Here is a 22,476-nt window from a genome sequence, read left to right as displayed (position 1 = left end):
GCAGCGGCTCAGCCGAGCCGGCTTCGGGCCTGCACCAGAACATCCACCGCATCGTCCTCTGCTTCCGGCTGCAGCGGCGGCGACGATAGCGCGGGCCAGGCCCTGAGCAGATACGCCAGCTCCTTTGCCGGAAGCGGCTTGCTGAACAGATAGCCCTGCATCTCGTCGCAGCCCTGCGCGCGCAGGAACGCCTCCTGGTCGAGGGTTTCGACGCCCTCGGCGACCAGTGTCATGCCGAGCGCCTTGCCCATGCTGATGATCGCCTGCGCGATGGCCCGGTCCTCGGAATCATGCGGCAGGTCGCGCACGAAGGAGCGGTCGATCTTGATGGTATCGATCGGGAACTGCTTCATCAGCGACATCGACGAATAGCCTGTGCCGAAATCGTCGATTGCCAAGCGGATGCCGCGGCTCTGGATCGCATCCAGCACGCGCACGGCGCGTGCGACGTTGCGCATCACCATGCTTTCGGTCACCTCGAGCTGCAGCAGCACCGGCGACATCTCGCTTTCCGCCAGCGCCAGGTCGATGTCATTCACAAGATGCTCATCGGCGAATTGCCGCGGCGACAGGTTGACCGCCATCGAGACCGGCAGCAGGCCGAGCCGCTGCCAAACCGTGTTCTGCGCGCAGGCCTCGCGCAAGACCCAGCGACCGATCGGAACGATCAGCCCGATCTCCTCCGCCAGTGGAATGAATTGCGCGGGCGGCACCAGGCCGAGCTCGGGATGGGTCCAGCGCAACAGCGCCTCGACCCCGGTGATCTGCCGGCTCGCCATGTCCACCTTCGGCTGATAGTGCAGCGAGAACTGACCGCGATCGAGCGCGCGGCGCAGCTCGGCCTCGAGTCTGAGCCGGTCGATCGATTGGGCCTTGATCTCCCCATTGAAGAAACGGAAGCCGTTCTTGCCCTCTTCCTTGGCGAGATACATCGCCATGTCGGCATTCTTCGTCAACGTTGCCGCGTCCTCGCCATGGTCGGGATACATTGCGATGCCGATCGAGGCCGTGGTCAGGCACTCGTGACCGCTCAACATCATCGGCTCGCCGAGCACGGCGAGCAGATGGGCGGCAATGCGCTCGACATCGTCGCGCTCGTTGGCGTCCTCGAGGACGACCACGAACTCGTCGCCGCCGAGCCGCGCCACCACGTCGCTTGCCCGCAGGCGGGCACGCAGGCGGGCCGCCACCTGCACCAGCAGCACGTCGCCGGCATCGTGGCCCAGCGAATCGTTGATAACCTTGAAGCGGTCGAGATCGATGAAGAGCAGCGCAAGCGCCGCGCGCCGCGGCGCGCCGTCTCGATCGAGTGCCGGAGCAATCCGCCGAACATCTCGCGGTTCGGCAGATCGGTCAGGCTGTCGTGCGAGGCGAGATATTCGATGCGCTCGTCCGCCTTGTGCTTTTCGTCGGCGCGGGCGAAATTTTCGAGCGCGAACGACACATTGTCCGCCAGCCGCTGCAGCACCTCGACGAATTCGGTCGTGAACGTGCCGGTCTCGGCGGAAAGAAACAGGAAGATGCCGACGATTTCGCCCCGCACCACAAGCGGGAACGCCGCGCCCGATCTTGCACCATCGGCGCGCACCACGGGATGGAATGCGATGCCGCGCGGATCGCTCAAATAGTCGTTGCTGACGCAGGCCTGGCGGGTGCGGAAGGCGGTCCCGCTGAGGCCGCGGCCCTCCGGTATCGCAGGGTTGGACGATAGCTTGACAAGGCGGCTGTTTTCCGCCGCGGGACCGGCGGCCGCCACGATCTCGAGGTCGTCGCTGCCGGACCTCGCTAACGCGATGGTGGTGGACGTGAACTTGGCTCCGCGTGAGACGGAATCGCACACCAGGTCGAACAGCTCGGCACGCGATTTGGCGCGCATGATCGCTTCATTGGTGGCCGAGAGCGCCGCAAACATGCGCGACAGGCGCTCCTTCTGCTCGTCGGCCCTCGCCTTCTCGGCCGCGCGTTCGAAATTATCAAGCGCGAAGGAGACGTTTTCCGCAATCCGCGCCAGCACCGCGACGATCTCCTTGTCCGCCGCCCACGACTTTCCGACAAAGAACATCAACACGCCGACACTCTTGCCCGACTTGACCAGGGGGACGGCGACGCAGGCCACGACGCCGGTCTCGATGCCGGCCGTCCGCCAGGGCTTGCCCTGATCGGAGTTGAGGATGTCGTTGTTGATGCACGGCTTCTGCGTGCGGAACGCCTGTCCGCAGACACCGGTCCCATAGGCGTTGTCGGCATCGATCGAGAAACGCGCCCGCGTGATCAGATCGACGCTTTCGCCGGTCCCGGCCACCGGCTTCAGCCAGATCGAGTCCGGCTCGGCGAGGAACACCACGGTCGCCAACGACTTGCCGCTGTGCACGGCGGCGTCGCAGACCCGCTGATAGAGATCGAGCTCGGTCTTGGCGCGCAGGATCGCTTCGTTGGTGGCGCTGATGGCGCCGAACATCCGGTTCAGCCGGCGCACAGCGCGCTCGCCTTCCTTACGCGCGGCCTCGTGTGCGAAGTTGTCGAGCGCAAAGGAGATGTTCGCCGACATGCGCTTGAGCATTGAGACGGTGTCGTCGGTAAGCGAACCCGCCTCCCGCCGCGTGACCAGGAGCACCCCGACGCTGCGGCCCGCGCAAGCGAGCGGCACCGCGGCGGCGGCGCCCACGTGGCCCTTCTCGAGACCACGACGCCAGGCCAGCGAGCGCCGATCATTGAGGAAGTCGTTGCTGACGATCACGTCGCTCGTGCGAAAGGCCAGACCGCAGACGCCGGAGCCTTCCGGCGTCCCTTCCACGACCGAGATATCGATGCTGGAAAGCCGTGCGATGTCTTCGCCGAAGCCGGCGGCCAGGCGCAGGAAGTCGGTGCCATCCTCGTGCAGGAAAACGGCGGTCGCCAGGAAGTCGCCACTGGAGAACGCGACCTCGCAGACCTTGCGATACAGTTCCTCCGGCGATTTCGAGTACAAAATCGCCTCGTTGGTTGCGCTGAGCGCAGCTAACGTCCGTGCGAGTTCGGCCTGCAAAGTCGTGGGCTCCCGGTGGCAATACGCGCCGTTCCCGCGAAATCTATGCGGGCGAGAGGCCTAAATGGACGTTAGAAGCGGCCGTAAACTGCGATTCAAAGTAAATGTCAGGCCAAAATCCCCTTCGCCAAGGTCCCGATAAGGGGGCGTCAAGGTTGACAGTTTGCTTCCCCGACAGTTTTTGCGACCCATTCCGCGCGATGGAATCCGTGCGCCCTGACAAGCGCTTACGGCATGGAGGCAGGACCATTCTGGCCTTGCTCTGAAGCCACCCGTTTGAGACGATAGCGCACCACGACAACAAGCAAGACCCGCTTTCCACGCGGGCTCCCAGAGGAACCCCATGCCGATCGTCCAGGCCGACCGTCTCACGCGCATCGGCGCGGCGCTCCTGAAAGCCGCCGGCGCATCGGAGGAAGAGGCAAAAGCGGTCGCGACTGGCTGCGTCAACGCCAACCTCGCCGGCCACGATTCCCACGGGATCATCGCGATCCCGACCTATATCGACCGGGTCAAGGCCGGCCATATCGTGCCTGGCGCGAAATGGACCATCGTGCAGGAGTCGCCGACCACGACTGTGATCGACGGCCATTGGGGTTTTGGCTTTTATATCAATGCCAAGGCGATGGAGCTGACGATCAACAAGGCAAAGACCGCCAATGTCGCGGCTTGCACGGTGTTCCGGCAAAGCCATGTCGGACGCCTGGCGCATTATCCGATGATGGCGATGCGTGAGGGCATGATCGGGATCGCCACCGCCGATTCCGGTCGCTCGCCGAAACATGTCGCGCCCTTCGGTGGCCGCGAGGCGCGGCTCGGCACCAACCCGATCTCGATTGCCGTTCCCTCTGACCTCGAAGCGCCCTTCTATCTCGACATGGCAACCTCGGCGGTCGCGGCCGGCAAGATTGCGCTTGCGGTTGCGCGCAAGGAGGAGATCCCGCGCGGCTGGATCATCGACGCCGAAGGACGGCACACCACCGATCCCACGCAATACCGCAAGGGCGGCGCGCTGCTGCCGCTCGGCGGCACCGAAGGCTACAAGGGCAGCGGGCTGGCCGCGATGGTCGAGGTCTTGTGCGGCCTGCTCACCGGCTTGGGCTTCGGCGTCGAGCCAACCGGCCGACACAATGACGGCACCTTCATGGCGGTTTTCAACGTTGCCGCGTTCCGGCCGCTCAAGGACTTCAAGAAGGAAGTCGCGGACTTCGCGCGCTATCTGAAATCGACGCCGCCGTCGGAAGGCTCAAGAGGGGTGTTCTATCCCGGCGAGGTCGAATATCTGCGCGAGCAGGAGCGCCGCAAGAACGGTATCGAGATCGAGGACGCGACGTGGGAGAAACTGCGCGCGCTGGCAGGCGAGTACAGAGTCGCCGGCGAACTCGATCTTGCGTGACAGGGAGAGCAGCATGACACGGCAAATGGCATTGGTCGGCTTCCTGCAGGCGCAGAATTGCACCAACCTGCCGAGCTCCTGGCGCCATCCGGAATCGCGCGACGATTCCATGTCGGCCGACTACTATCAGGAGATTGCGCGGATCCTTGAAGCCGGCAAATTCCACATGGCGTTCTTCGACGATCGCCTTGCGATGCCCGACCGCTACGGCAGCGACCACGCCCACACCGTCGAATACGGCATTCGCTGCGTGAAGATGGACCCGATCATCGTGCTGACCACGATGGGCATGGTCACGAGCAAGCTCGGGCTCGCCTCGACCTGCTCCACCACCTATTTCGAGCCGTTCGATGTCGCCCGCCGCTTTGCCACGCTTGACCTCATGACCAATGGCCGCGCCGCCTGGAACGTGGTCACCTCCGTTAACGACGGCGAAGCCCAGAACATGGGCAAGGACGAGCATCTCGAGCATGATCTGCGCTACGACCGCGCCGACGAGTTCATGGAAGTCGTGCTCGGCCACTGGGATTCCTGGGAAGATGGCTCGCTGATCATCGACAAGAAGAGCGGGCGCTTTGCCGATCCGACCAAGGTGAAGCGACTCGACCACAAGGGCTCGTTTTTCAAGTCGCGCGGGCCGTTCACGGTGCCGCGCTCGCCGCAGGGCCATCCCGTGGTGATCCAGGCCGGCGCCAGCGGCCGCGGCCAGCGCTTTGCCGGGCGATGGGGCGAGGTGATCTTCACGGCGGCGCGCAACCTCGCCAATGCCAAGCAGGGGTATGACGGGATCCGTAACGAAGCCGCCAAGGCCGGCCGCGACCCCGATCAGATGTTCCTCTGCAACCTGGTGACGCCGGTCTGCGGCGCGACCAAGGCAGAAGCCGAAGACAGGATGGCGCTGATCCAGACGCTGCCGCTTGAGATCGACGCGCTGTCGCTGCTCGCCGAAGGGCTCAACTTCGATTTCGGCGCCAAGGGCATCGACGAGCCGCTCACCACGGAGGAATTGCAGGGCATGCAGGGCATGCTCGGCATCCGCGATGGCGTGCTGCGCACCTCGGGCAAGACCAACCCGTCGACGCGCGACTTCATCACCTTCTCCGGCCGCGGCCAGGTCCAGGACGCGATTGTCGGCGGACCGAAGGAGATTGCCGACAAGCTCGAGGAGATGTTCGTCGGGCGCGGCTGCGACGGCTTTGTCGTCGCCGCGACTTACGTGCCCGGCTCCTACGCCGATTTCGTCAACCATATCGTGCCGGAATTGCAGCGCCGCGGCCTGTTCCACAAGGATTATGCCGGCACCACGTTGCGCGAGAATTTGGGGCTGAAGCGCCCGGCGGCCGGCGCCTGGAAGACACAGCCGCGCGCCGCGGCGGAATAGGGGAAAGGCAAATATGCGTTGGCTGAAATTCACTGCCGCGGGGCAGACCTCGTGGGGCATTGTCGAGGGTGACAAGGTCACGGCCGTCAGCGGCGATCCCTTTGGCGCGCACAAGCGCACCTCGCAGAGCTTTGCGCTCAAGGACGTCAAGATCGAGCTGCCGGTGATACCGCGCACCTTCTATTGCGTCGGGCTGAATTATCTCAAGCACCTCAAGGAAGCCGCCGACAAGGCCGGCACCGTTCCGAACGTGCCTGATCGGCCGGAGATCGGCTATCGCGCGCAGAACGCGCTGATCGCCCATGACGAGGACGTGGTGATCCCCGCGAACGCCACCGAGAAGATTCACTATGAAGGCGAGCTCGTGGTCGTCATCGGCAAGAAGGCAAAGCATCTCACCGAGAAGGACGCGACGAGCTGCGTGCTCGGCTATACCATCGGCAACGACGTGTCCGAGCGCACCTGGCAGAAGGCCGACCGCGGGTTGTGGCGCGCCAAGAACGCCGACACCTTCAAGCCGATGGGCCCATGGATCGAGACCGACGTCGATCTCGACAAGGCCGAGACCATCATCAAGGTCAACGGCAGGGAAACCGGCCGCTTCCACACCAACGAGATGATCTTCGGCATCGTTCCCTTCATCGTCGAGCTGACGAAATATTTCACGCTATGGCCGGGCGATGTGATCTGGATGGGCACCGACGGCGCATCGCCGGACCTGAAAGCCGGCGATGTCGTCGAGATCGAGATCACCGGCATCGGCACCTTGCGCAACAGGTTCGTTGCGGAAAAGCGATGAGCCGCCATTCCGCCGCGCACTATTTTCTCGAGGGTCTCGTCGATCTCGGCGTCGATTATATCTTCGCCAATCTCGGCACCGACCACGTCTCCATCATTGAGGAGATCGCGCGCTGGGACAAGGAAGGCCGCAAGTACCCGGAAGTCATCCTGTGCCCGCATGAGGTCGTCGCGGTGCACATGGCCGGCGGCTACGCGCTCGCGACCGGCAGGAGCCAGGCGGTGCTGGTGCATGTCGACGCCGGCACGGCCAATGCCTGCATGGCGATCCAGAACCTGTTTCGCTATCGCCTGCCCGTGATGCTGTTCGCCGGGCGCGCCCCGCACACGCTGCATGGCGAATTGAGGGGCTCGCGCGATACCTATGTGCATTTCGTGCAGGACCCCTTCGATATCGCGAGCATCGTGCGGCCCTATGTGAGATGGGAATATTCGCTCCCCTCCGGCGTCGTCGTGAAGGAGGCGCTGGCGCGCGCCAGCGCCTTTGCCCATAGCGATCCGCCGGGGCCGGTCTACATGATGCTGCCGCGCGAGACGCTCGCCGAGGAATGGGACGAGGCCGAGATGCCGGCCTATCCGCCGGCGCGCTACGGCAGCGTGCGCTCAGGCGGCATCGAGCCGGCGCGGGCGGAAGCAATTGCGCAAGCCTTGATGGCCGCGGAGAACCCTGTGGCGTGCGCCGGCTATCTCGGTCGCAAGCCGCAAGCGGTCGCAATACTCGATCGCCTGGCGCGCGCATGCGGCATCCGCGTTGCCGAATTCAGCGCGATCGATTTCAACATCCCTCAGGACTCGCCCTGCTACGCCGGCATCGATCCGCTGCCGCTATTGGAAGAAGCCGATCTCGGCCTGTTGCTCGATACCGACGTGCCGTTCGTGCCGCATTCCAGGCGGGCGCGCGAGATGAAGTGGATCCAGATCGACCTCGATCCCTTGAAATCGGATTTCCCGATGTGGGGATTTGCCACGGACATGCGCATCCAGGGCGACAGCGCGATCATCCTTCAGCAGGTGCTCGACGCGGTCGAGGCGCGCGCCGACGACGGTTATCGGAAGCGTGTCGCCGCACGGATCGCAAGCTGGAGCGCGGCGCGGGAAGCGGCCGCGAAGCGACGCGCGGCCGCGAGCGCCAGCAAGGGCATCTCCGGCGCGCTCAATCCGGCCTTCGTGTTCGCGACTTTGAGCGAGAAGCTATCGCAAGACGACGTCGTGCTGAACGAGGCGATTCGCAACGGCCCCATTCTGCAGGATCATCTGAAGCGCACGAAACCGCAGAGCTATGTCGGGCTCGCCGGCGGCGGGCTCGGATTCTCCGGCGGCATGGCGTTGGGGCTCAAGCTCGCGCGACCAAAACGTCGCATCGTGCAGGTGATCGGCGACGGCGGCTTTCATTTCTCCTCACCCGACAGCGTCTACGCGGTGGCGCAGCAATACGACATCCCGATCTTCACCCTCGTCATCGACAATGGCGGCTGGCAAGCGGTGAAATCGGCGACCCAGCGCGTCTATCCGAAAGGCATCGCCGCGGAGACCGACCACTTCCAGTCGCGGCTGGTGTCGGGACGCCAGGGCGAGCGGCGGGATTTTTCCGACGTGGCCAAAGCGTTCGGCGCATACGGCGAATGCGTGCGCGAGCCGGACGAACTGGCTGCCGCGATCGACCGCTGCCTTGCCGCGCTCGACGACGGCAAGGCCGCCGTGCTGCATGTTCACGTCACGAGGCTCTAGGAGATGACGATGTTTCGGCAAGTTGGACTGATCGGCGCCTGCTTGCTTGCGTTCACCGCCAGCCCCGCGCTTGCGGAGGACAATGCGTCCAACTATCCGAGCCGGCCGATCCACCTCATCGTCGGCTTTGCCGCCGGCGGCGGCAACGACGTGATCGCGCGCATCTATGGGCAAAAGCTCTCCGAAGACCTCGGCCAGCCCGTGATCGTCGAGAACAGGCCCGGCGCCGGCGCGATTGTCGCTACCGGGTATGTCGCAAAAGCGACCCCCGACGGCTACACGCTGCTCATCGGCGCCACCGGCATGGCGATCAACCAGGCGGTCTACGCCAAGCTGCCTTACGACTCCGTCCGCGACTTCGTCGCGATCTCCGAGCTTGCCTCGTTTCCACTGATCATGGTCGTCAACGCATCGTCGTCGATCAAATCGGTCGCCGACTTCGTGACCTTTGCCAAAGCCAATCCTGACAAGACGAACTATTCGAGCGCATCGGCCACCTTCCAGCTCGTCACCGAGCTGTTCAAGCAGAAGACCGGCGCGCCGATGCTGGCGATCCCCTACAAGAGTGCCAACGAGATGGTGCTGGCTGTGATATCCGGCCAGGTGACCACGACTATCGCCGATTCCGGTCCGGTGTCGCCGCAGGTGAAAGCCGGCAAGGTTCGCGCCCTCGCTATCACGGCACCGAAGCGAGTAGCGGATTTTCCCGATCTGCCGACCATGAAGGAGGCCGGCGCCGACGTCGATGCCATCATCTGGACCGGCGTGTTCGCCCCCAAGGCCACGCCGGCTGGCGTCGTGAAAAAGCTGGAGAGCGAATTCATGAAGGTCGCCAGGAGGCCCGATGTCGCCGCGCGGCTGAAGGCCATCGGCGTCGACGCCGTCGGCACGTCGAGCGACGAGTTCGCCCAAATCCTTAAGTCCGACATCGCGCGCTGGGGCGCGGTCGCCAAATCCGCCAATATCAAGATCCAGCAGTAGCGGCTTCCCCGCGGCGCCCGTCCTCAGAAATGAGGACAGGCATGGAACTCGCCTGCTGCTAGGATTTGGCCGGCATCCCGCCTTCACCTCGTCGGATCAGGAGAGTGTCATGCGCCGTCGCAATCGTGCATTCATGCTCACCGTCGCAGGCCTTGCCGCCTGGACTGCTTCAACCACGTCTCGCGCCGCATCGGCCCCCGACCTCGATACATTGACCGCGCGAGAGGCGGCCGCGGATATCTGCGCCGGCAGGATCACCAGCACGGCGCTGGTCAAAGCGGCGATCGCGCGCGCCAAAGCGAGAAGCGACCTCAATGCCTTCATTACCCTGGATGACGCCGGTGCGATGAAGGCCGCCGCCGCCTTCGACGCCGGCCGCAAGAGGAAACGCGCCTGCAAGCCGCTCGGTGGCGTTCCCATCGTCATCAAGGACAATATCGAGGTTGCCGGGCTCCCCGCTTCCGCCGGCACGCCGGCGCTGAAGGGATACATGCCGAAAAAGGACGCGCCGGTCGCGGCGAAGCTGCGCGAAGCCGGCGCCATCATCATCGGAAAGACCAACATGCATGAGCTTGCCTTCGGCATTTCCGGTTACAACACAGCCTTCAAGACCGGCTCCGAGCCCGGCGTCCGTAACGCCTATGACATGACGAAGATCGCTGGCGGCTCCTCCTCCGGCACTGCCGCCGCGATCGGCGCGCGCATCGTCACCGCTGGCCTTGGCACCGACACCGGCGGCTCGGTACGCATCCCTTGCGCGCTGAACGGCTGCGCGTCGCTGCGTCCGACTGTCGGGCGCTATCCGCAAAGCGGCATCGCGCCGATCTCCCATACCCGCGATACTGCGGGGCCCATGGCGTCCACCATGGCCGACGTCGCCCTCCTCGACCGCGTCATTGCCGGCGGCGCCGCGATCGAACCCGCCAGCCTGAAGCGCCTGCACATCGGCGTCGAGAAGACCATGCTCGCCAATCTCGATGGCGATACCGAGGCTGCCTTCCACGCGAGCCTCGACAAGCTCAAAGCCGCCGGCGTCATTGTGGTCGATATCGACATGCCGAAGCTCGGCGAGCTCAACAGCCAGGTCGGATTCCCGGTCGCGCTCTATGAGGCCTATGACGACATGGTCGCCTATCTCAAGCACACCGGCACCGGCGTCACTATCGAGGAGTTGGCAAAGCAAATCTCGAGCCCCGACGTGAAGGGCACCTATGATGGCCTCGTCATCCCGAGAAAGCTTCCCGGGCCGAACAATACGGTCACGGATGCCAAGCCAGCCTATGACGCCGCGATCAAAACGGCACGTCCGGCGCTGCAGGCGCTCTACCGCGACACCTTTGCGAAAAACAAATTGGACGCCATTGCGTTTCCGACCACGCCGAAGGTGGCGATCGCCTCAAATTCGGATTCGAGCAGCCTCGCGAATTTCGTGCTGTTCATCCAGAACACCGATCCGGGCAGCAACGCCGGCGTTCCCGGCATCCAGTTTCCCGTGGCGCTTGGCGCATCGAGCAGGCTGCCCGTTGGCCTCGAGCTCGACGGTCCTGCCGGAAGCGACCGCAAGCTGCTCGCAATCGGCATGGCGTTCGACAAGCTGTTCGGGCGCCTGCCGGCGCCGTCGGCGCATTGAGAGCTAGCGATGTCTTGAGAGCAGGCTCGCGACGCCGCTGCGGCGGCGGACGCCGAGCTTGTCGAAGATGCGGCCAAGATAGGTGCGAACGGTCGAGATCTCGACGCCGAGCCGGTAGGCAATCTCCTTGTCGCTGAGATCGTCGGCAATCATCCGCGCGATCTCAAGTTCCCGCACCGATAGCTTGAGCAGCGGCGCGGGCTGCCGGGCCTCATTCAGCGCCGCCGCCCCTCCCCGCGCCCTGAGTAGCGCCCCGGTGAAGGCCGGCTCGATCAATCGCAACAGCTCGAGCGTATGCGCATCGAAATTGTCGCGACGGCGGCCGCGCCAGATCCTGACATCGCCGATGTTGCGGTCGCCGACGTAGGAATAGGCGTTGACGCCCCAACGCAAGCCATCGCGGGCGAGGAAATCGTTGAAGAACTCGGTTCGCATCAGATCGCGCTGGGGGATCACCTGGGTGACCAGGGTCGGCTCGCGACGAGCCTGCAGCTTGAACGTGATGGGATCGTGATACTGATAGTAGCGCTCGTAGTTCGCGAGGTTCTTCGGGTCCATGTTGAGAAACACCGCCTGGTCGAACCGCCGGGCCGCATCCTGCCAGACGTAGGAGGCGTAATAGTCGGCCTGCAACAATTCGAGCAGATGGTGGCCGACGGCCTCACGCACGTCGTGTTCGCCCAGATCTTCGGACAATAGCCCGAAGATGCGCGCCAGTACCCGGCTTTCGGAGGCGGCAAGATACATGGCGCGGCAGTCTAGCGAAGAATTTTTCCTGAGGGAACCTGCCGCCCGCAGGCACGTGAGCCTGGTCGGTCTTGATGCCGCCGCCCTGGATCGTCAGCCATCAAATCATCCGCGCGACAAAGGGAATCTTCCGCAACCCGATCACGGTCGCCCAGCTTCCGGCGAGCGTGCCGGTGAACACGATCGCGAATTTGAGGAAAGGCGAGAGCGGCGGGTCGTAGACCGCATATTGCAGCCAGATAATGAAAATATAGTGGATCAGGAAGATGCCGTAGGCCGATGGCCGCATGGCATCGAGCAGGCGCAAAGGCGCTTTCGCATAACGCAGGAAGAAGCCCGGCTCGGCGAACGCCATCGCGCCGCTGAACAGCGCGAAAGCCAGCCCATAGGCGGCGCGGAACCACGGCGGCTGCGAATTGGGATCCGGCAAGAAATTGTGCTTGATGTAAACGAGCGCCAATATCCCGCAGTAAAACATCAGAGCGACCGCGAGCCAGATCTTCCAGCGCGCCGCGAGCTCGCCATTCTCGGCAAAGACGCCCGACCTCAGATCCATGGCGCCGATGCCGACGCCGACCAGGAAATAGCCGGAATAGAGAAAGATGCGGCTGGTCTGGATTGGCAAGGGATAACCGCGCGGCTCGAACCAGGCGGCGTCGCCGATCCAGATCCGCGACGGCAGATAGACGATGGTCGAGAAGGTCAGGAACGCCAGGAAAGCAAAACCCGGCCGATAGCGCAGCGCGTAGATCAACCTGCCCAGACCCTTGATCGCTTCCGGTAGCGCCGCCCACAGCAGCGCCGCAACGATGTCGAAGGCCAAAAGCACCCAGATGAACCACGACGGTCCCGAAGGCCAGGGCCCGATGGTGAACACGCGCCACAAGAAATGAAAAAAATTGAAATCCGTGGTGCCGGGCAGATGATAGCGCAGGAAGGTTGGATAGTAGGCAAGCGGCATCAGGACGAAGATCGAGAGCAGATAGGGCACGCCTAGCCGCCAGGCGCGGTTGGCAACGTAATCCGCGGTTCCTCGTCGCATCAGGCTCTGATGCACGAACAGGCCCGAGATCAGGAACATGCAGGCCATGAAGAAACTGTCGTTGAACAGCACGATCAGGTCGAAGCCGAGCCAGCGTGCCTTGTCACCACTGCCGAAATAGGTGTAGTTCACCACCGAATGGTGCAGCAGCACCAACAGCGTGATGAAGCTTCGCGCACGGTCGAGCGCGATGATCCTGGTCGGCACCGTCACAGCCTGTTCGCTCTTGCCTGTCTGCTGCAGCATCGGCGCCCTTCGATCATGTCTCGAATGCAGCCATCTGCGCCGCGACCATATTGCATTGCCGAATGCCGATCCAGACGGCTGCGAAGCCCTCACGCATACGGATTGATCAGCTTCTGCTGCTCCGCGGAATGGCGCGCCAAGAGGTCGATGAAGGTCCGGACCTTGGCCGAGAGATGGTGACGGTGCGGATAGACCGCATTCATCGAAAATTCGACCGGGCGGTATTCAGGCAGGAGCCGGACCAACTCGCCTGATTCAAGGTCGTCGCGGACCAGAAATCCGGCCGCAAGCCAGATGCCGACGCCCGCGAGTGTGGCCCGGCGCAGCGTTTCGCCGCTGTTGGAGGTCAGGTTCCCGGCGACCCGCACCGCCGCCGAAGCGCCCTTGCGGTCGATGAAGCGCCATTCTTCGCCATGAGGATAACTGCTGTGGCGGATGCAATTGCGTGCCGAGAGATCGGCGAGTTGCTCGGGCTTGCCGTGTTTTTCGATGTAACCGTGCGAGCAGCACAGCACGTGTCGCCAGGTGGCAAGGCTGCGCACGATCAGACTTGAATCCGGCGGCGGGACCATCCGGATCGCGACGTCGAAATTCTCGTCGATCATGTCGATATTGCGTTCACCGATGACGAGATCGACCTTCACATCGGGATAGGCGGCCAGGAATTCGGTGACCGCCGGCGACAGGAACTGCACCAGATGGGTGTTGGTGTAGATGCGCAGCGTCCCGCGCGGCGTCGACTGCAATGCGCCCGCGATGTCGTCGGCCTGCTCGATATCGGCGAGGATCTGCGTGCAGCGCTCGTAATAGACCTTGCCGACCTCGGTCAGGCTGACTTTGCGTGTCGTGCGGTTGAGCAGGCGCGCGCCAAGCCGCTCCTCCAGCGCCTGAACGTGATTGCTCACCATGGTGGTGGACAAGTTGAGCTTGCGGCCGGCGGCAGAAAATCCGCCGGTATCGACCACCCGGACGAATGCGGTCAGGCTTGTCAGCCGGTCCATGCGCGCCTCCGATTATCCGCTTCAACTGGATAATGCTTCCATTTTTTAGCGGATTATCACAGCGCACGGGATATCGCATCTTCCAGCCAGGACACAGCGCTCCCAGCGGGGCGCGTCGGGAAGCGAGGAAGATGTCATGTCGAGCGTTGCATATACCGTTGAAAAGAATACGAAAATTGGCCTCGCCCCATCCCGTCGGGCGATCCAGCGGGCAGCGCTGGCATTAGCCTTGGCGCTTGGCGTCGCTAGTGCCGCCGATTTCGGCCATTACTATCTGACCACGGGCCGATATCTCGTAACCACCGACGACGCTTACGTGAAGGCGGACTCCACGATCATCGCGCCCAGGGTTTCCGGCTACATCGCAGACGTGCTGGTTTCCGACAACGAGCCCGTGAAAGCCGGTCAGGTGCTCGCCCGCATCGACGACCGCGATTTCAAGACCGCGCTGAACCAGGCCAAGGCCGACGTCGCAGCCTCCGAAGCCGCCGTGCGCAACCTTGATGCCCAGATCGCGTTGCAAGAGCCGCTGATCCAGCAGCAGGCCGCGGAAGTTGACGCGACCGAGGCCAATCTGACATTCGCTCAGGAAGAGCGCGCCCGCTACGACGAGCTGATGAAGTCGGGCTCGGGCACGGTGCAGCGCGCCCAGCAGACCGACGCGGCCTTGCGCGCCCAGACCGCGCAACTGCAGCAGGGCAAGGCAGGGTTGATCGCCGCCAACAAGAAGCTCGAGGTGCTCTCGACCGAGCGCGCCAAGGCGATTGCGCAGCTCGATCACGCTCGCGCGGTGCAAGAGCAGGCGGCGTTGAACCTGTCCTATACGCAAATCACCGCGCCAGTTGAAGGCACGGTCGGCGCGCGGACGCTCCGGGTCGGCCAGTATGTGCAGGCCGGCACGCAGCTCATGGCGGTGGTGCCGCTCGATCAAGTCTATGTGGTCGCCAACTTCAAGGAGACGCAGCTCACCCATGTCCGCAACGGCCAGCCGGTCGAGCTCGATGTCGATGGTTTCCACCACACGCGGCTGAAGGGCCATGTCGACAGCCTGTCGCCGGCGAGCGGGCTCGAATTTGCGCTGCTGCCGCCCGACAACGCCACCGGCAACTTCACCAAGATCGTGCAGCGTGTTCCCGTGAAGATCGTGCTTGACGACCAGCGCCTGAAGGGCCTGCTCCGCCCCGGCATGTCGGCCGAGCCGACCATCAACACCAAGGCCACCGTCGTTGCGGAACGTAAGGCGGAGAAGCAGCTCGCCGCCAATCCGGCCCGCCCGAGCGGAGGTTAGGCCAAAGCGCCATGCAAAAGCAGCGAGCGATTGGCGCCGGTTAGCAGCAATCGCTCTGCAACGACGTCAATCGCTCTGGGTCAACGGTGCACCGCCTTCGCTAGACCGTTGCGGTGTCCACGCCCACGATCCAGTTCCCAGCCGCAGCCACGCCTGCCTCAATCGTCGACGCTCTGAGAGCGGTCGCCGGCGATCCGCCAAAAGTACGCGCAAGCTTCGCGAAGGGCCGATGCGTTCGCGGCACGTATCGCCCGTCGGATCGGGCGGAGGAGATTACGAAATCCCGCAGCTTCACAAGACCATCACGCGTGCTCGCGCGCTTCTCGGTGGGGTGCGGCGGCAATCCCGACGTGGCGGAGACCGACAGGCTTGCGCTGCGCGGCTTCAGCTTCAGGCTCGGAGACGTTGGCCACCGCTCGGACATCCTCACGCAGAGTGCGCCGATGCACTTTGCGAGGACGCTCGATCAGATGCTGGCTTTCCTCGAGGCGCGCATTCCGGGACCCGACGGAAAGCCGGATCTGGAGAAGGTCAGGGCATTCTCCGCCGCCAATCCCGAAACGCTGCATCGGGAGAGCTACATCGCCGCGCATCCACTGCCTGCCGGTTTTGCCGGCACGACCTACTGGGCCGTACACGCCTTTCCCGCGACGAACTCGCGAGGCGAGACGCGGTTCATCAAGTTCAAGGTCGTCCCGGTCGGTGGAGACGTTGCGCCGACCGAGGATGAGGCCGACGCGAAGTCTGCAGACTTCCTATACGACGACCTCGAAACCCGCATCGCTACAGGCGATATCCGCTTCAGCGTGATAGCGCTGCTCGACCGTCCAGGCGACCGCACTCTGGACGTCACGATCCGATGGCCGGATGAGGACGATCGGGAAGCGGTGCGGCTTGGCACAATCGTGATCACTGGTCTTGAGGCGAACGACGCGTGTGATGCATCGATCTTCGATCCGGCGAATCTCGCAGACGGAATCGGCCATCCTCCGGACGAGATCTTTGCGGCGCGCCACGCCGCCTACACAATCTCACTGGCCAAGCGCCGCTGATCCAACGCGGCGCCTGGCCCCGACCAGGGTCATGCCCCGCCTTCCGGGCCACCAAGCGCCTCGCGGCGCCAGACTCCCGGGCTGACCCCAATGAAGCCGGAGAACACCCTTGTAAAGTGGCTTTGATTGGCGAACCCGGCGGATATCGCGATTTCGGCCAGCGGCAGCTCGCGCACGGTCATCAACTCTTTGGCCGCTTTCACTCGCTGGTGGAGCAGCCACTGATGCGGCGGCAATCCGGTGGAGACTCGAAATGCGCGTGAGAAATGGCTGACCGAGAGGCCGAATTCAGCCGCGATCTGTTGCAACGAGAGTCTCCCGCCCAGATCAGAGTCGAGCTTTTCACAGGCTCGCTTCACCTGCCAGGGGGCAAGACCGCCGCGAGCCGATTTGGTGACGCGCTGCAGTCCACCATAGGCCTGCGCAACGTGCGCGCTGAACGCAAGCATCATGTGATCAATGAAAAGCTGGTTTGGCTCGTCCGGCCGACGCAGCCCTTGTAGCAGCGACGCACCGATATGACGCATGACATCGTCGTCATGGCCGAAGCCGAATCGACAATCGAGGTCCCTGACGCGCGGCGCGCTGGTTTCTGCGGCGATGCGATCGAGCGCCGAACGCGGAAGATAAAACTGGAGAGAATGGAACGGCTTGTCGATGACATAGCGCGGATCGTGCCTGAGGTCGTACAGCCACGTCGTACCGGCCCTGACATCCGCCTTCGTGACACACCTGCCGTGCTCCCAGAGCTCGCAGTCCGGATAATTGTGAAGCTTCAGGCTGACGAGATAGGCCTCGTCGGCCAGCGAGCCGGAAAGACCCTGCACGGGGTTATCATTCTGCGTTTCGGTGACCGCGAGATCGACGCCGCGCATTGAACGCGTGATCAGCGAGGTCGGCGCATCTCTGAGGTGCAAGTACTGCCCGACCCTCTGTCCGAAGCTGCCCGCCTGTGCCATGTCGGTTGATCTCATCTTGAAGAGTTGGACCGGGCGGCTCATCGCGTCGCCTGCGCGATCGCCGCCATTATCCGGGATCGGCGCGCAGTGGTCTAGGTCCGCAGCGAGGTGGGCAGCCATTGTGACAGCCTTGTGGCAAGGCGATTTTCACAGTGATTTCAACGCTCGGCATGCGACCGCGCGAAACACATCGTTCAGCCATGCTGACCAAAAGTCCGCAGGCCACCCCTCACAAGATTCACCCCCGTGGAGCTCGAAGCAGAATCAGGCAAAACGCCACCGCATTGGGAAAGACCCCGTAGGTCTACGCGCCTAGAACGTGCACCGAAATCTCGCGGCGCTTACCGGCATTAACGATGGGCAGATACGAAGCATCGGCTTCGCCCAGCCCGCAAGTCACGCCCGGCGGCGCGAGTGCACGACCTCCCAAAAGCGAGCATACCGCCATGAGCAAGCTCATTTTGCGCGATTCTTTACATGCGAATCCTCCAGCCGCGCCCGAGGCGCACTCGGACGACTTGCCGATCCGCGAGCCGCGTCCTGCCGATGTGGAAATGGCGCGTGTCCTCAAGACAGCGCCGCTACGCATGGCTTCAGACCCGTCCAGCGGCACGATCGCCCATTGGAAACACGGAGCTCTGCACGACATCGTCGAGCCCATGACCGATCACGTCGTCATGACCTACCCCACAGGGGTTCAGCGGCTGGAGCGGCGCAGTGGAAAATCAGTTGCGATAGGAACGGCGCGTTCGGGCGTGGTGACGATCATTCCGGCTGGCTCAAGCGCGCGATGGGATATTCCCGGACTTATCAACGTCGTCCAGCTCTATCTTCCGCAGACGACACTCGAGCGCGTTGCAAGCGAAGCCGATGGCGCCGGACCAGGCAATCTCCTGGAACGAACGGGGCATCCCGACGCCGTTACATCCCGACTGCTGATGAGTGCGGCGGATGCCCTGGAAGGCAATGCGGCCCTGGACACCCTGTTCAGACATCAGCTGACCGATCTGCTGGCCACGCGGCTCCTGGCTGCGCATGCCGGCTCGGTGACGACGTTCCAGCCGGCCATCGGTGGCCTGTCGCCGACGGCGCTGCGTCGCGCCGTCGAACGCCTGCAGTCGGACAGCGATGCGGACGTTTCGCTTGCTGCGCTCGCTTCGGACGCGGGCTTGTCGCGCTTCCATTTCTGCCGTGCCTTCAGGGAAAGCACAGGACTTTCACCTCATGCCTGGCTGCGCCAATACCGGCTCGAGCAGGCCATGAACATGCTGCGCGACACTGATGTATCGATCGTGTCGGTCGCGGCGGAGCTTGGCTACGCCTCTCAAACGGCCTTCGCTGCCGCCTTCAAAAAGCTGACCGGCGAGACGCCGAGCGATTGGCGCAGACGCGTGCGTTAGCAGCAATCGCGCTGCAGGTAGCGCAATCGCTCTGGCGCAGCTGCAGCTCCGATCCGCTAGATCATCACCATGCCCACACCTCAACCGACGGAGACAAACGATGATCTGGAAAAACTTCGTCAGCCAAATTGCGATCAGACCGCGAAGTAGAGTGATCGCGACCGCGCTCGTGTACGGACTTTCACTCGCCGTTCGCTTCACCTCGGCAACCGGCGAGGAGGTGGAAATTCCACCGCAGTCCGTCCAAAGGACCGATCCGGCGATGTCCATCATGACCAACGATGGCACTCAGCTTCCCTACGCCGACTGGAGCCCGAACGCCATCCGGCCGATTTTCTTCCGCCACGGCTGGCGGCCGCGGGCACCGTCAATGCCGAGCTGTTCCGCTCCCTAAGCACTGACGATTTCGCTTCACCTCTTCGCGCCATCGCCGATCGCAAGAAGCTTGCCGTGGAAGCGGCGGCGGTGACGCGCGCACGTCCGAGAAAATCAAACCACAGGAGTCAATCACATGCGACTTGTCATCATCGGCGCCGGCTTTGCCGGCATGTATGCTGCACTTTCCGCCGCCCGCCTCCGCGACATCCAGGGCGCTTCGCCCGAGGAGCTCGAGATCGCGCTGATCGCGCCCGAGCCCACACTGGTGGTCCGTCCGCGCCTCTACGAAGCGAAGCCTGAAACGCTGACGGCACCTCTCTCGGATGTCCTCGAGGCCATCGATGTGGTCTACGCGCAAGGCAGAGCCGAGACGATCGACGTCCAATCGCATGTCGTCGAAATCGTTGCTGCCACAGGCGCAAAGCAGCGCCTCTCCTACGATCGATTGGTCGTGGCCACCGGCAGCCGACTGTTCCGACCGAATATTCCGGGCCTCGCCGAACATGGCTTCAGCGTCGACCAGCTCGATGATGCGATTGCCCTCGACCGGCATCTGCACAGCCTGGCCGGCCGGCGGTGAACGGGCGCGATACGGTCGTCGTCGCCGGTGGCGGGTTCACCGGCATCGAGGCGGCAACCGAGATGCCCGCGCGACTTCGCACGATCCTCGGCAAGGATGCCCAACCGCGCGTCATCATCGTCGATCGGAACGGCGCGATTGCTCCCGACATGGGCGCGGGTCCTCGCCCCGTCATTGAAGAAGCCATGCGCAAGCTCGGTGTGGAAACCCGGCTCGGTACCGGCGTCGCAGCCCTCGACAAATCCGGTGTCACGTTGACTTCCGGCGAACGCATCGAAGCCGAGACCGTGGTCTGGGCGGCTGGCATGCGCGCCGCGCCACTCACCGCGCAGATCCCCGCAGAGCGCGACAATTTGGGCCGACTTCTTGTCGATCGCGACTTGCGCGTGGCATCGGTCCCCGGCGTCTTCGCCACCGGCGATGCCGCTCGCGCAGCATGCGATGATCTCGGCAACTACGCGCTGATGTCGTGCCAGCACGCCACGCGGATGGGCGCGTTTGCCGGCAACAATGCCGCCGCCGAGCTGCTGGGAGTGCCGACCAAGCCATACCACCAGGAGGCATACGCCACCTGTCTCGACCTCGGAGAGGCGGGCGCGATCTTCACGCGCGGTTGGGAGCGGAAACTGGACTTGGTAGGCGCGGAGGCGAAGAGCACCAAGCAGCAGATCAACACCGTTTGGATCTATCCGCCGCGCGCAGAGCGCGCCGCCGCACTCGCGTCGGCCGATCCAGAACACGTCTCTGAGCTGTAACTGAGTCAACCGACCCCGGGCCGCGCTGCTCGCGCAGGGCGCGGCCCGCTGACCATCAACCGATTTGGAGCTCACGACGATGAAACACGACACCGTGCGAACGACCGCGTTCGCGATGCCGCTGACGAACCCGGCTTTTCCACCCGGTCCCTACCGCTTCATCAACCGCGAGTACTTCATTATCCAGTACCGGACGGATCCCGACGCGCTGCGCCGGATCGTGCCGGCACCGCTCGAGGTGACCGAACCGGTGGTGAACTACGAATTCATCCGCATGCCGGACTCCACCGGCTTCGGCGACTACACCGAAAGCGGCCAGGTCATCCCGGTGTCGTATCAGGGCCAGGCCGGCGGCTTCACCCATCAGATGTTCCTCAATGATCATCCGCCGATTGCAGGCGGGCGCGAGCTGTGGGGCTTTCCGAAGAAGCTGGCGCAACCGAAGCTCGCCGTCGAAATCGACACGCTGGTCGGCACCCTGAACTATGGCTCGGTTCGCATCGCGACCGGCACCATGGGCTACAAGCACCGCGCCCTCGACGCTGCGGCCGAAGCAAGGAAGCTCGCCGCGCCGAATTTCCTGCTCAAGATCATTCCGCATGTCGACGGCACGGCGCGCATCTGCGAGCTGGTACGCTTCCACCTCGAAGGCATCACCGTGAAGTGCGCATGGACCGGGCCGGCTGCGCTCGACCTGTACTCGCATGCGCTGGCGCCGGTCGCCGAGCTGCCGGTCCTGCAAGTGCTGTCCGCCAAGCACCTCGTTGCCGACCTGACCCTCGGGCTTGGCACCGTGGTGCACGACTATTTGTGCCCCGGGACCGCACGACGACGCGAGGCCGGATCCGGAATCTTGATCGAAGCGAATGCAGGCTGATCGGATCAGCAGCAATGCAAGGAGTTTTGGCAATGTTGAACGTGATGCGCGAGCAGACAAGTCCTGTGCTGCGGGAAACCAGGACGCTGCCGTACGACGTCGTCGCGCTGGTGCTGCAGGGCGGCGGAGCGCTCGGCGCCTATCAGGCCGGAGTCTATGAGGGCCTGCACGAGGCCGGTATCCGGCCGAACTGGCTGGCCGGCATTTCGATCGGCGCGCTAAACGCCGCCATCATCGCCGGCTCGCCCGAGGCCGCGCGCGTCGAACGGCTGCGCGAGTTCTGGGAAAGCATCTGCGCCTGTCCGGTGGGATGGCCTGCCGGCGAAGGGCTGGGCGATGCCTTGCCATTCGCATTCGACCTGCGCTCGCTGCACAACGCATTCGCCGCGATGAGGGCCTTGTTCCAGGGGCAACCCGGCTTCTTCAAGCCACGCTTCCCGTCACCGCTCTGGTCGCCTTTTTCGGGTGATGCGGCGACGAGCTTCTACGATACCTCGCCATTGAGCAAGACGCTGGAGCGACTCGTCGACTTCGAACGCCTGAACTCGGGCGAGGTGCGGGTCAGCGTCGGCGCGGTCAACGTCCGCACCGGCAATCTCACCTATTTTGACACCGCCGAACGCCGGCTGGGACCAAAGCACTTCATGGCGTCCGGCGCCCTGCCACCGGGATTCCCTTCGGTCGATATCGATGGCGAGCACTATTGGGATGGCGGCGTAGTCTCGAACACGCCTCTCTCTCGCGTGCTGTCCGGCGAGCCACGCGACACGCTGACGTTCCAGATTGATCTCTGGTCAGCCAGGGGCCGCGTTCCCTACGACATGATGGAGGTGTCCAGCCGGCAGAAGGACATCCAGTATTCGAGCCGCACGCGCGCCGTCACGGATCACGCCCTGCGGATGCAGAAGATGCGTCGGGCGTTGCAGCGGACAATCGAAAGATTGCCGGAAAGCGCAAGGCAGGATCCGGAAATCCGTGCCATCGCGGACCTGGCCCGCTATCGCTCCCACAACATCATCCACCTGATCTATCAGTCCAAGATCTACGAAGGCCAGTCGAAGGACTACGAGTTCGGCCTGAGCGCGATGCGCGCGCACTGGCAGAGCGGGCTGGATGACATCCGCCGCACGCTGACCAAACCCCGTCGCCTCGACCCGCCGGCTCCCGAGGTCGGCATCGTCACCCATGACATCCATCGCCCCGAGTGAGCTT

Annotated in this window: 17 protein-coding genes and 2 pseudogenes; 13 read left to right on the top strand and 6 right to left on the bottom strand. The window is 63.8% G+C overall.

Annotated elements, in window-relative coordinates:
* Nucleotides 1–8: 8 nt before the first annotated feature.
* Complete coding sequence (locus VKR55_RS33040) at nucleotides 9–1,262, bottom strand: putative bifunctional diguanylate cyclase/phosphodiesterase (RefSeq protein WP_414642327.1); 1,254 nt, start codon at nucleotides 1,260–1,262, stop codon at nucleotides 9–11.
* A 224-nt stretch (nucleotides 1,263–1,486) separates the two neighbouring features.
* Nucleotides 1,487–2,968: pseudogene (locus VKR55_RS33035) on the bottom strand (GAF domain-containing protein); the annotation flags it as partial.
* A gap of 400 nt (nucleotides 2,969–3,368) precedes the next feature.
* Here VKR55_RS33035 and VKR55_RS09515 point away from each other — a divergent pair.
* The 6 genes from VKR55_RS09515 to iaaH all read left to right on the top strand — a co-directional run bounded on the left by VKR55_RS09515 (nucleotide 3,369) and on the right by iaaH (nucleotide 10,939).
* A complete protein-coding gene (locus VKR55_RS09515) occupies nucleotides 3,369–4,421 on the top strand; it encodes an Ldh family oxidoreductase (RefSeq protein ID WP_324402187.1) in 1,053 nt (350 codons plus the stop codon).
* Between the two features lie 13 nt (nucleotides 4,422–4,434).
* Nucleotides 4,435–5,802, top strand: coding sequence for an LLM class flavin-dependent oxidoreductase (locus VKR55_RS09510; protein WP_324402185.1), 1,368 nt, complete (start codon nucleotides 4,435–4,437; stop codon nucleotides 5,800–5,802).
* A gap of 13 nt (nucleotides 5,803–5,815) precedes the next feature.
* Nucleotides 5,816–6,601, top strand: coding sequence for a fumarylacetoacetate hydrolase family protein (locus tag VKR55_RS09505; RefSeq protein WP_324402182.1), 786 nt, complete (start codon nucleotides 5,816–5,818; stop codon nucleotides 6,599–6,601).
* Nucleotides 6,598–8,328 (top strand): thiamine pyrophosphate-requiring protein, encoded by a 1,731-nt coding sequence (locus tag VKR55_RS09500; RefSeq protein WP_324402180.1) that lies wholly within the window; start codon nucleotides 6,598–6,600, stop codon nucleotides 8,326–8,328. The genes VKR55_RS09505 and VKR55_RS09500 overlap by 4 nt, the downstream gene beginning before the upstream one ends.
* Nucleotides 8,329–8,337: 9 nt before the next feature.
* Complete coding sequence (locus VKR55_RS09495; RefSeq protein WP_324402178.1) at nucleotides 8,338–9,309, top strand: Bug family tripartite tricarboxylate transporter substrate binding protein; 972 nt, start codon at nucleotides 8,338–8,340, stop codon at nucleotides 9,307–9,309.
* Nucleotides 9,310–9,418: 109 nt separating this feature from the next.
* Nucleotides 9,419–10,939: an indoleacetamide hydrolase gene (iaaH, locus tag VKR55_RS09490; RefSeq protein ID WP_324402175.1), complete on the top strand. Its 1,521-nt coding sequence runs from the start codon at nucleotides 9,419–9,421 to the stop codon at nucleotides 10,937–10,939.
* 3 nt (nucleotides 10,940–10,942) lie between these two features.
* Here the strand turns inward: iaaH and VKR55_RS09485 are convergent, their stop codons facing one another.
* The 3 genes from VKR55_RS09485 to VKR55_RS09475 form a co-directional block, all read right to left on the bottom strand.
* Nucleotides 10,943–11,686 (bottom strand): helix-turn-helix transcriptional regulator, encoded by a 744-nt coding sequence (locus tag VKR55_RS09485; RefSeq protein WP_324402173.1) that lies wholly within the window; start codon nucleotides 11,684–11,686, stop codon nucleotides 10,943–10,945.
* 100 nt (nucleotides 11,687–11,786) lie between these two features.
* The gene (locus VKR55_RS09480; RefSeq protein WP_324402171.1) at nucleotides 11,787–12,974 is read right to left on the bottom strand and encodes an acyltransferase; all 1,188 of its coding nucleotides are present in this window, start codon (nucleotides 12,972–12,974) and stop codon (nucleotides 11,787–11,789) included.
* Between the two features lie 89 nt (nucleotides 12,975–13,063).
* Nucleotides 13,064–13,975 (bottom strand): LysR family transcriptional regulator, encoded by a 912-nt coding sequence (locus VKR55_RS09475; protein ID WP_324402169.1) that lies wholly within the window; start codon nucleotides 13,973–13,975, stop codon nucleotides 13,064–13,066.
* A gap of 136 nt (nucleotides 13,976–14,111) precedes the next feature.
* Here VKR55_RS09475 and VKR55_RS09470 point away from each other — a divergent pair, with 136 nt between their 5' ends.
* Nucleotides 14,112–15,263 carry an HlyD family secretion protein gene (locus VKR55_RS09470; RefSeq protein ID WP_324402167.1) on the top strand — a complete coding sequence of 384 codons (1,152 nt, stop codon included), beginning with the start codon at nucleotides 14,112–14,114 and terminating at the stop codon, nucleotides 15,261–15,263.
* Between the two features lie 113 nt (nucleotides 15,264–15,376).
* The gene (locus tag VKR55_RS09465; protein ID WP_324402165.1) at nucleotides 15,377–16,315 is read left to right on the top strand and encodes a catalase family peroxidase; all 939 of its coding nucleotides are present in this window, start codon (nucleotides 15,377–15,379) and stop codon (nucleotides 16,313–16,315) included.
* Between the two features lie 29 nt (nucleotides 16,316–16,344).
* Here the strand turns inward: VKR55_RS09465 and VKR55_RS09460 are convergent, their stop codons facing one another.
* On the bottom strand, nucleotides 16,345–17,274 hold the full coding sequence (locus tag VKR55_RS09460) for a helix-turn-helix domain-containing protein (protein WP_324402224.1): 930 nt from the start codon (nucleotides 17,272–17,274) through the stop codon (nucleotides 16,345–16,347).
* 446 nt (nucleotides 17,275–17,720) lie between these two features.
* Between VKR55_RS09460 and VKR55_RS09455 the strand changes: the two genes are divergently transcribed.
* The 5 genes and pseudogenes from VKR55_RS09455 to VKR55_RS09435 all read left to right on the top strand — a co-directional run bounded on the left by VKR55_RS09455 (nucleotide 17,721) and on the right by VKR55_RS09435 (nucleotide 22,472).
* Nucleotides 17,721–18,674, top strand: a complete 954-nt coding sequence (locus tag VKR55_RS09455; RefSeq protein WP_324402163.1) for a helix-turn-helix transcriptional regulator — start codon at nucleotides 17,721–17,723, stop codon at nucleotides 18,672–18,674.
* A gap of 151 nt (nucleotides 18,675–18,825) precedes the next feature.
* Nucleotides 18,826–19,068: a hypothetical protein gene (locus tag VKR55_RS09450; RefSeq protein ID WP_324402161.1), complete on the top strand. Its 243-nt coding sequence runs from the start codon at nucleotides 18,826–18,828 to the stop codon at nucleotides 19,066–19,068.
* Nucleotides 19,069–19,185: 117 nt separating this feature from the next.
* Nucleotides 19,186–20,387 (top strand): annotated as a pseudogene (locus VKR55_RS09445) (NAD(P)/FAD-dependent oxidoreductase).
* A 79-nt stretch (nucleotides 20,388–20,466) separates the two neighbouring features.
* On the top strand, nucleotides 20,467–21,264 hold the full coding sequence (locus tag VKR55_RS09440; RefSeq protein WP_324402159.1) for an acetoacetate decarboxylase: 798 nt from the start codon (nucleotides 20,467–20,469) through the stop codon (nucleotides 21,262–21,264).
* 32 nt (nucleotides 21,265–21,296) lie between these two features.
* Nucleotides 21,297–22,472, top strand: coding sequence for a patatin-like phospholipase family protein (locus VKR55_RS09435; protein ID WP_324402157.1), 1,176 nt, complete (start codon nucleotides 21,297–21,299; stop codon nucleotides 22,470–22,472).
* Nucleotides 22,473–22,476: the final 4 nt, after the last annotated feature.

This window comes from Bradyrhizobium sp. (genome assembly GCF_035309285.1).
GTDB lineage: Bacteria > Pseudomonadota > Alphaproteobacteria > Rhizobiales > Xanthobacteraceae > Bradyrhizobium.
This window is presented reverse-complemented; position numbering and strand designations above follow the sequence as displayed.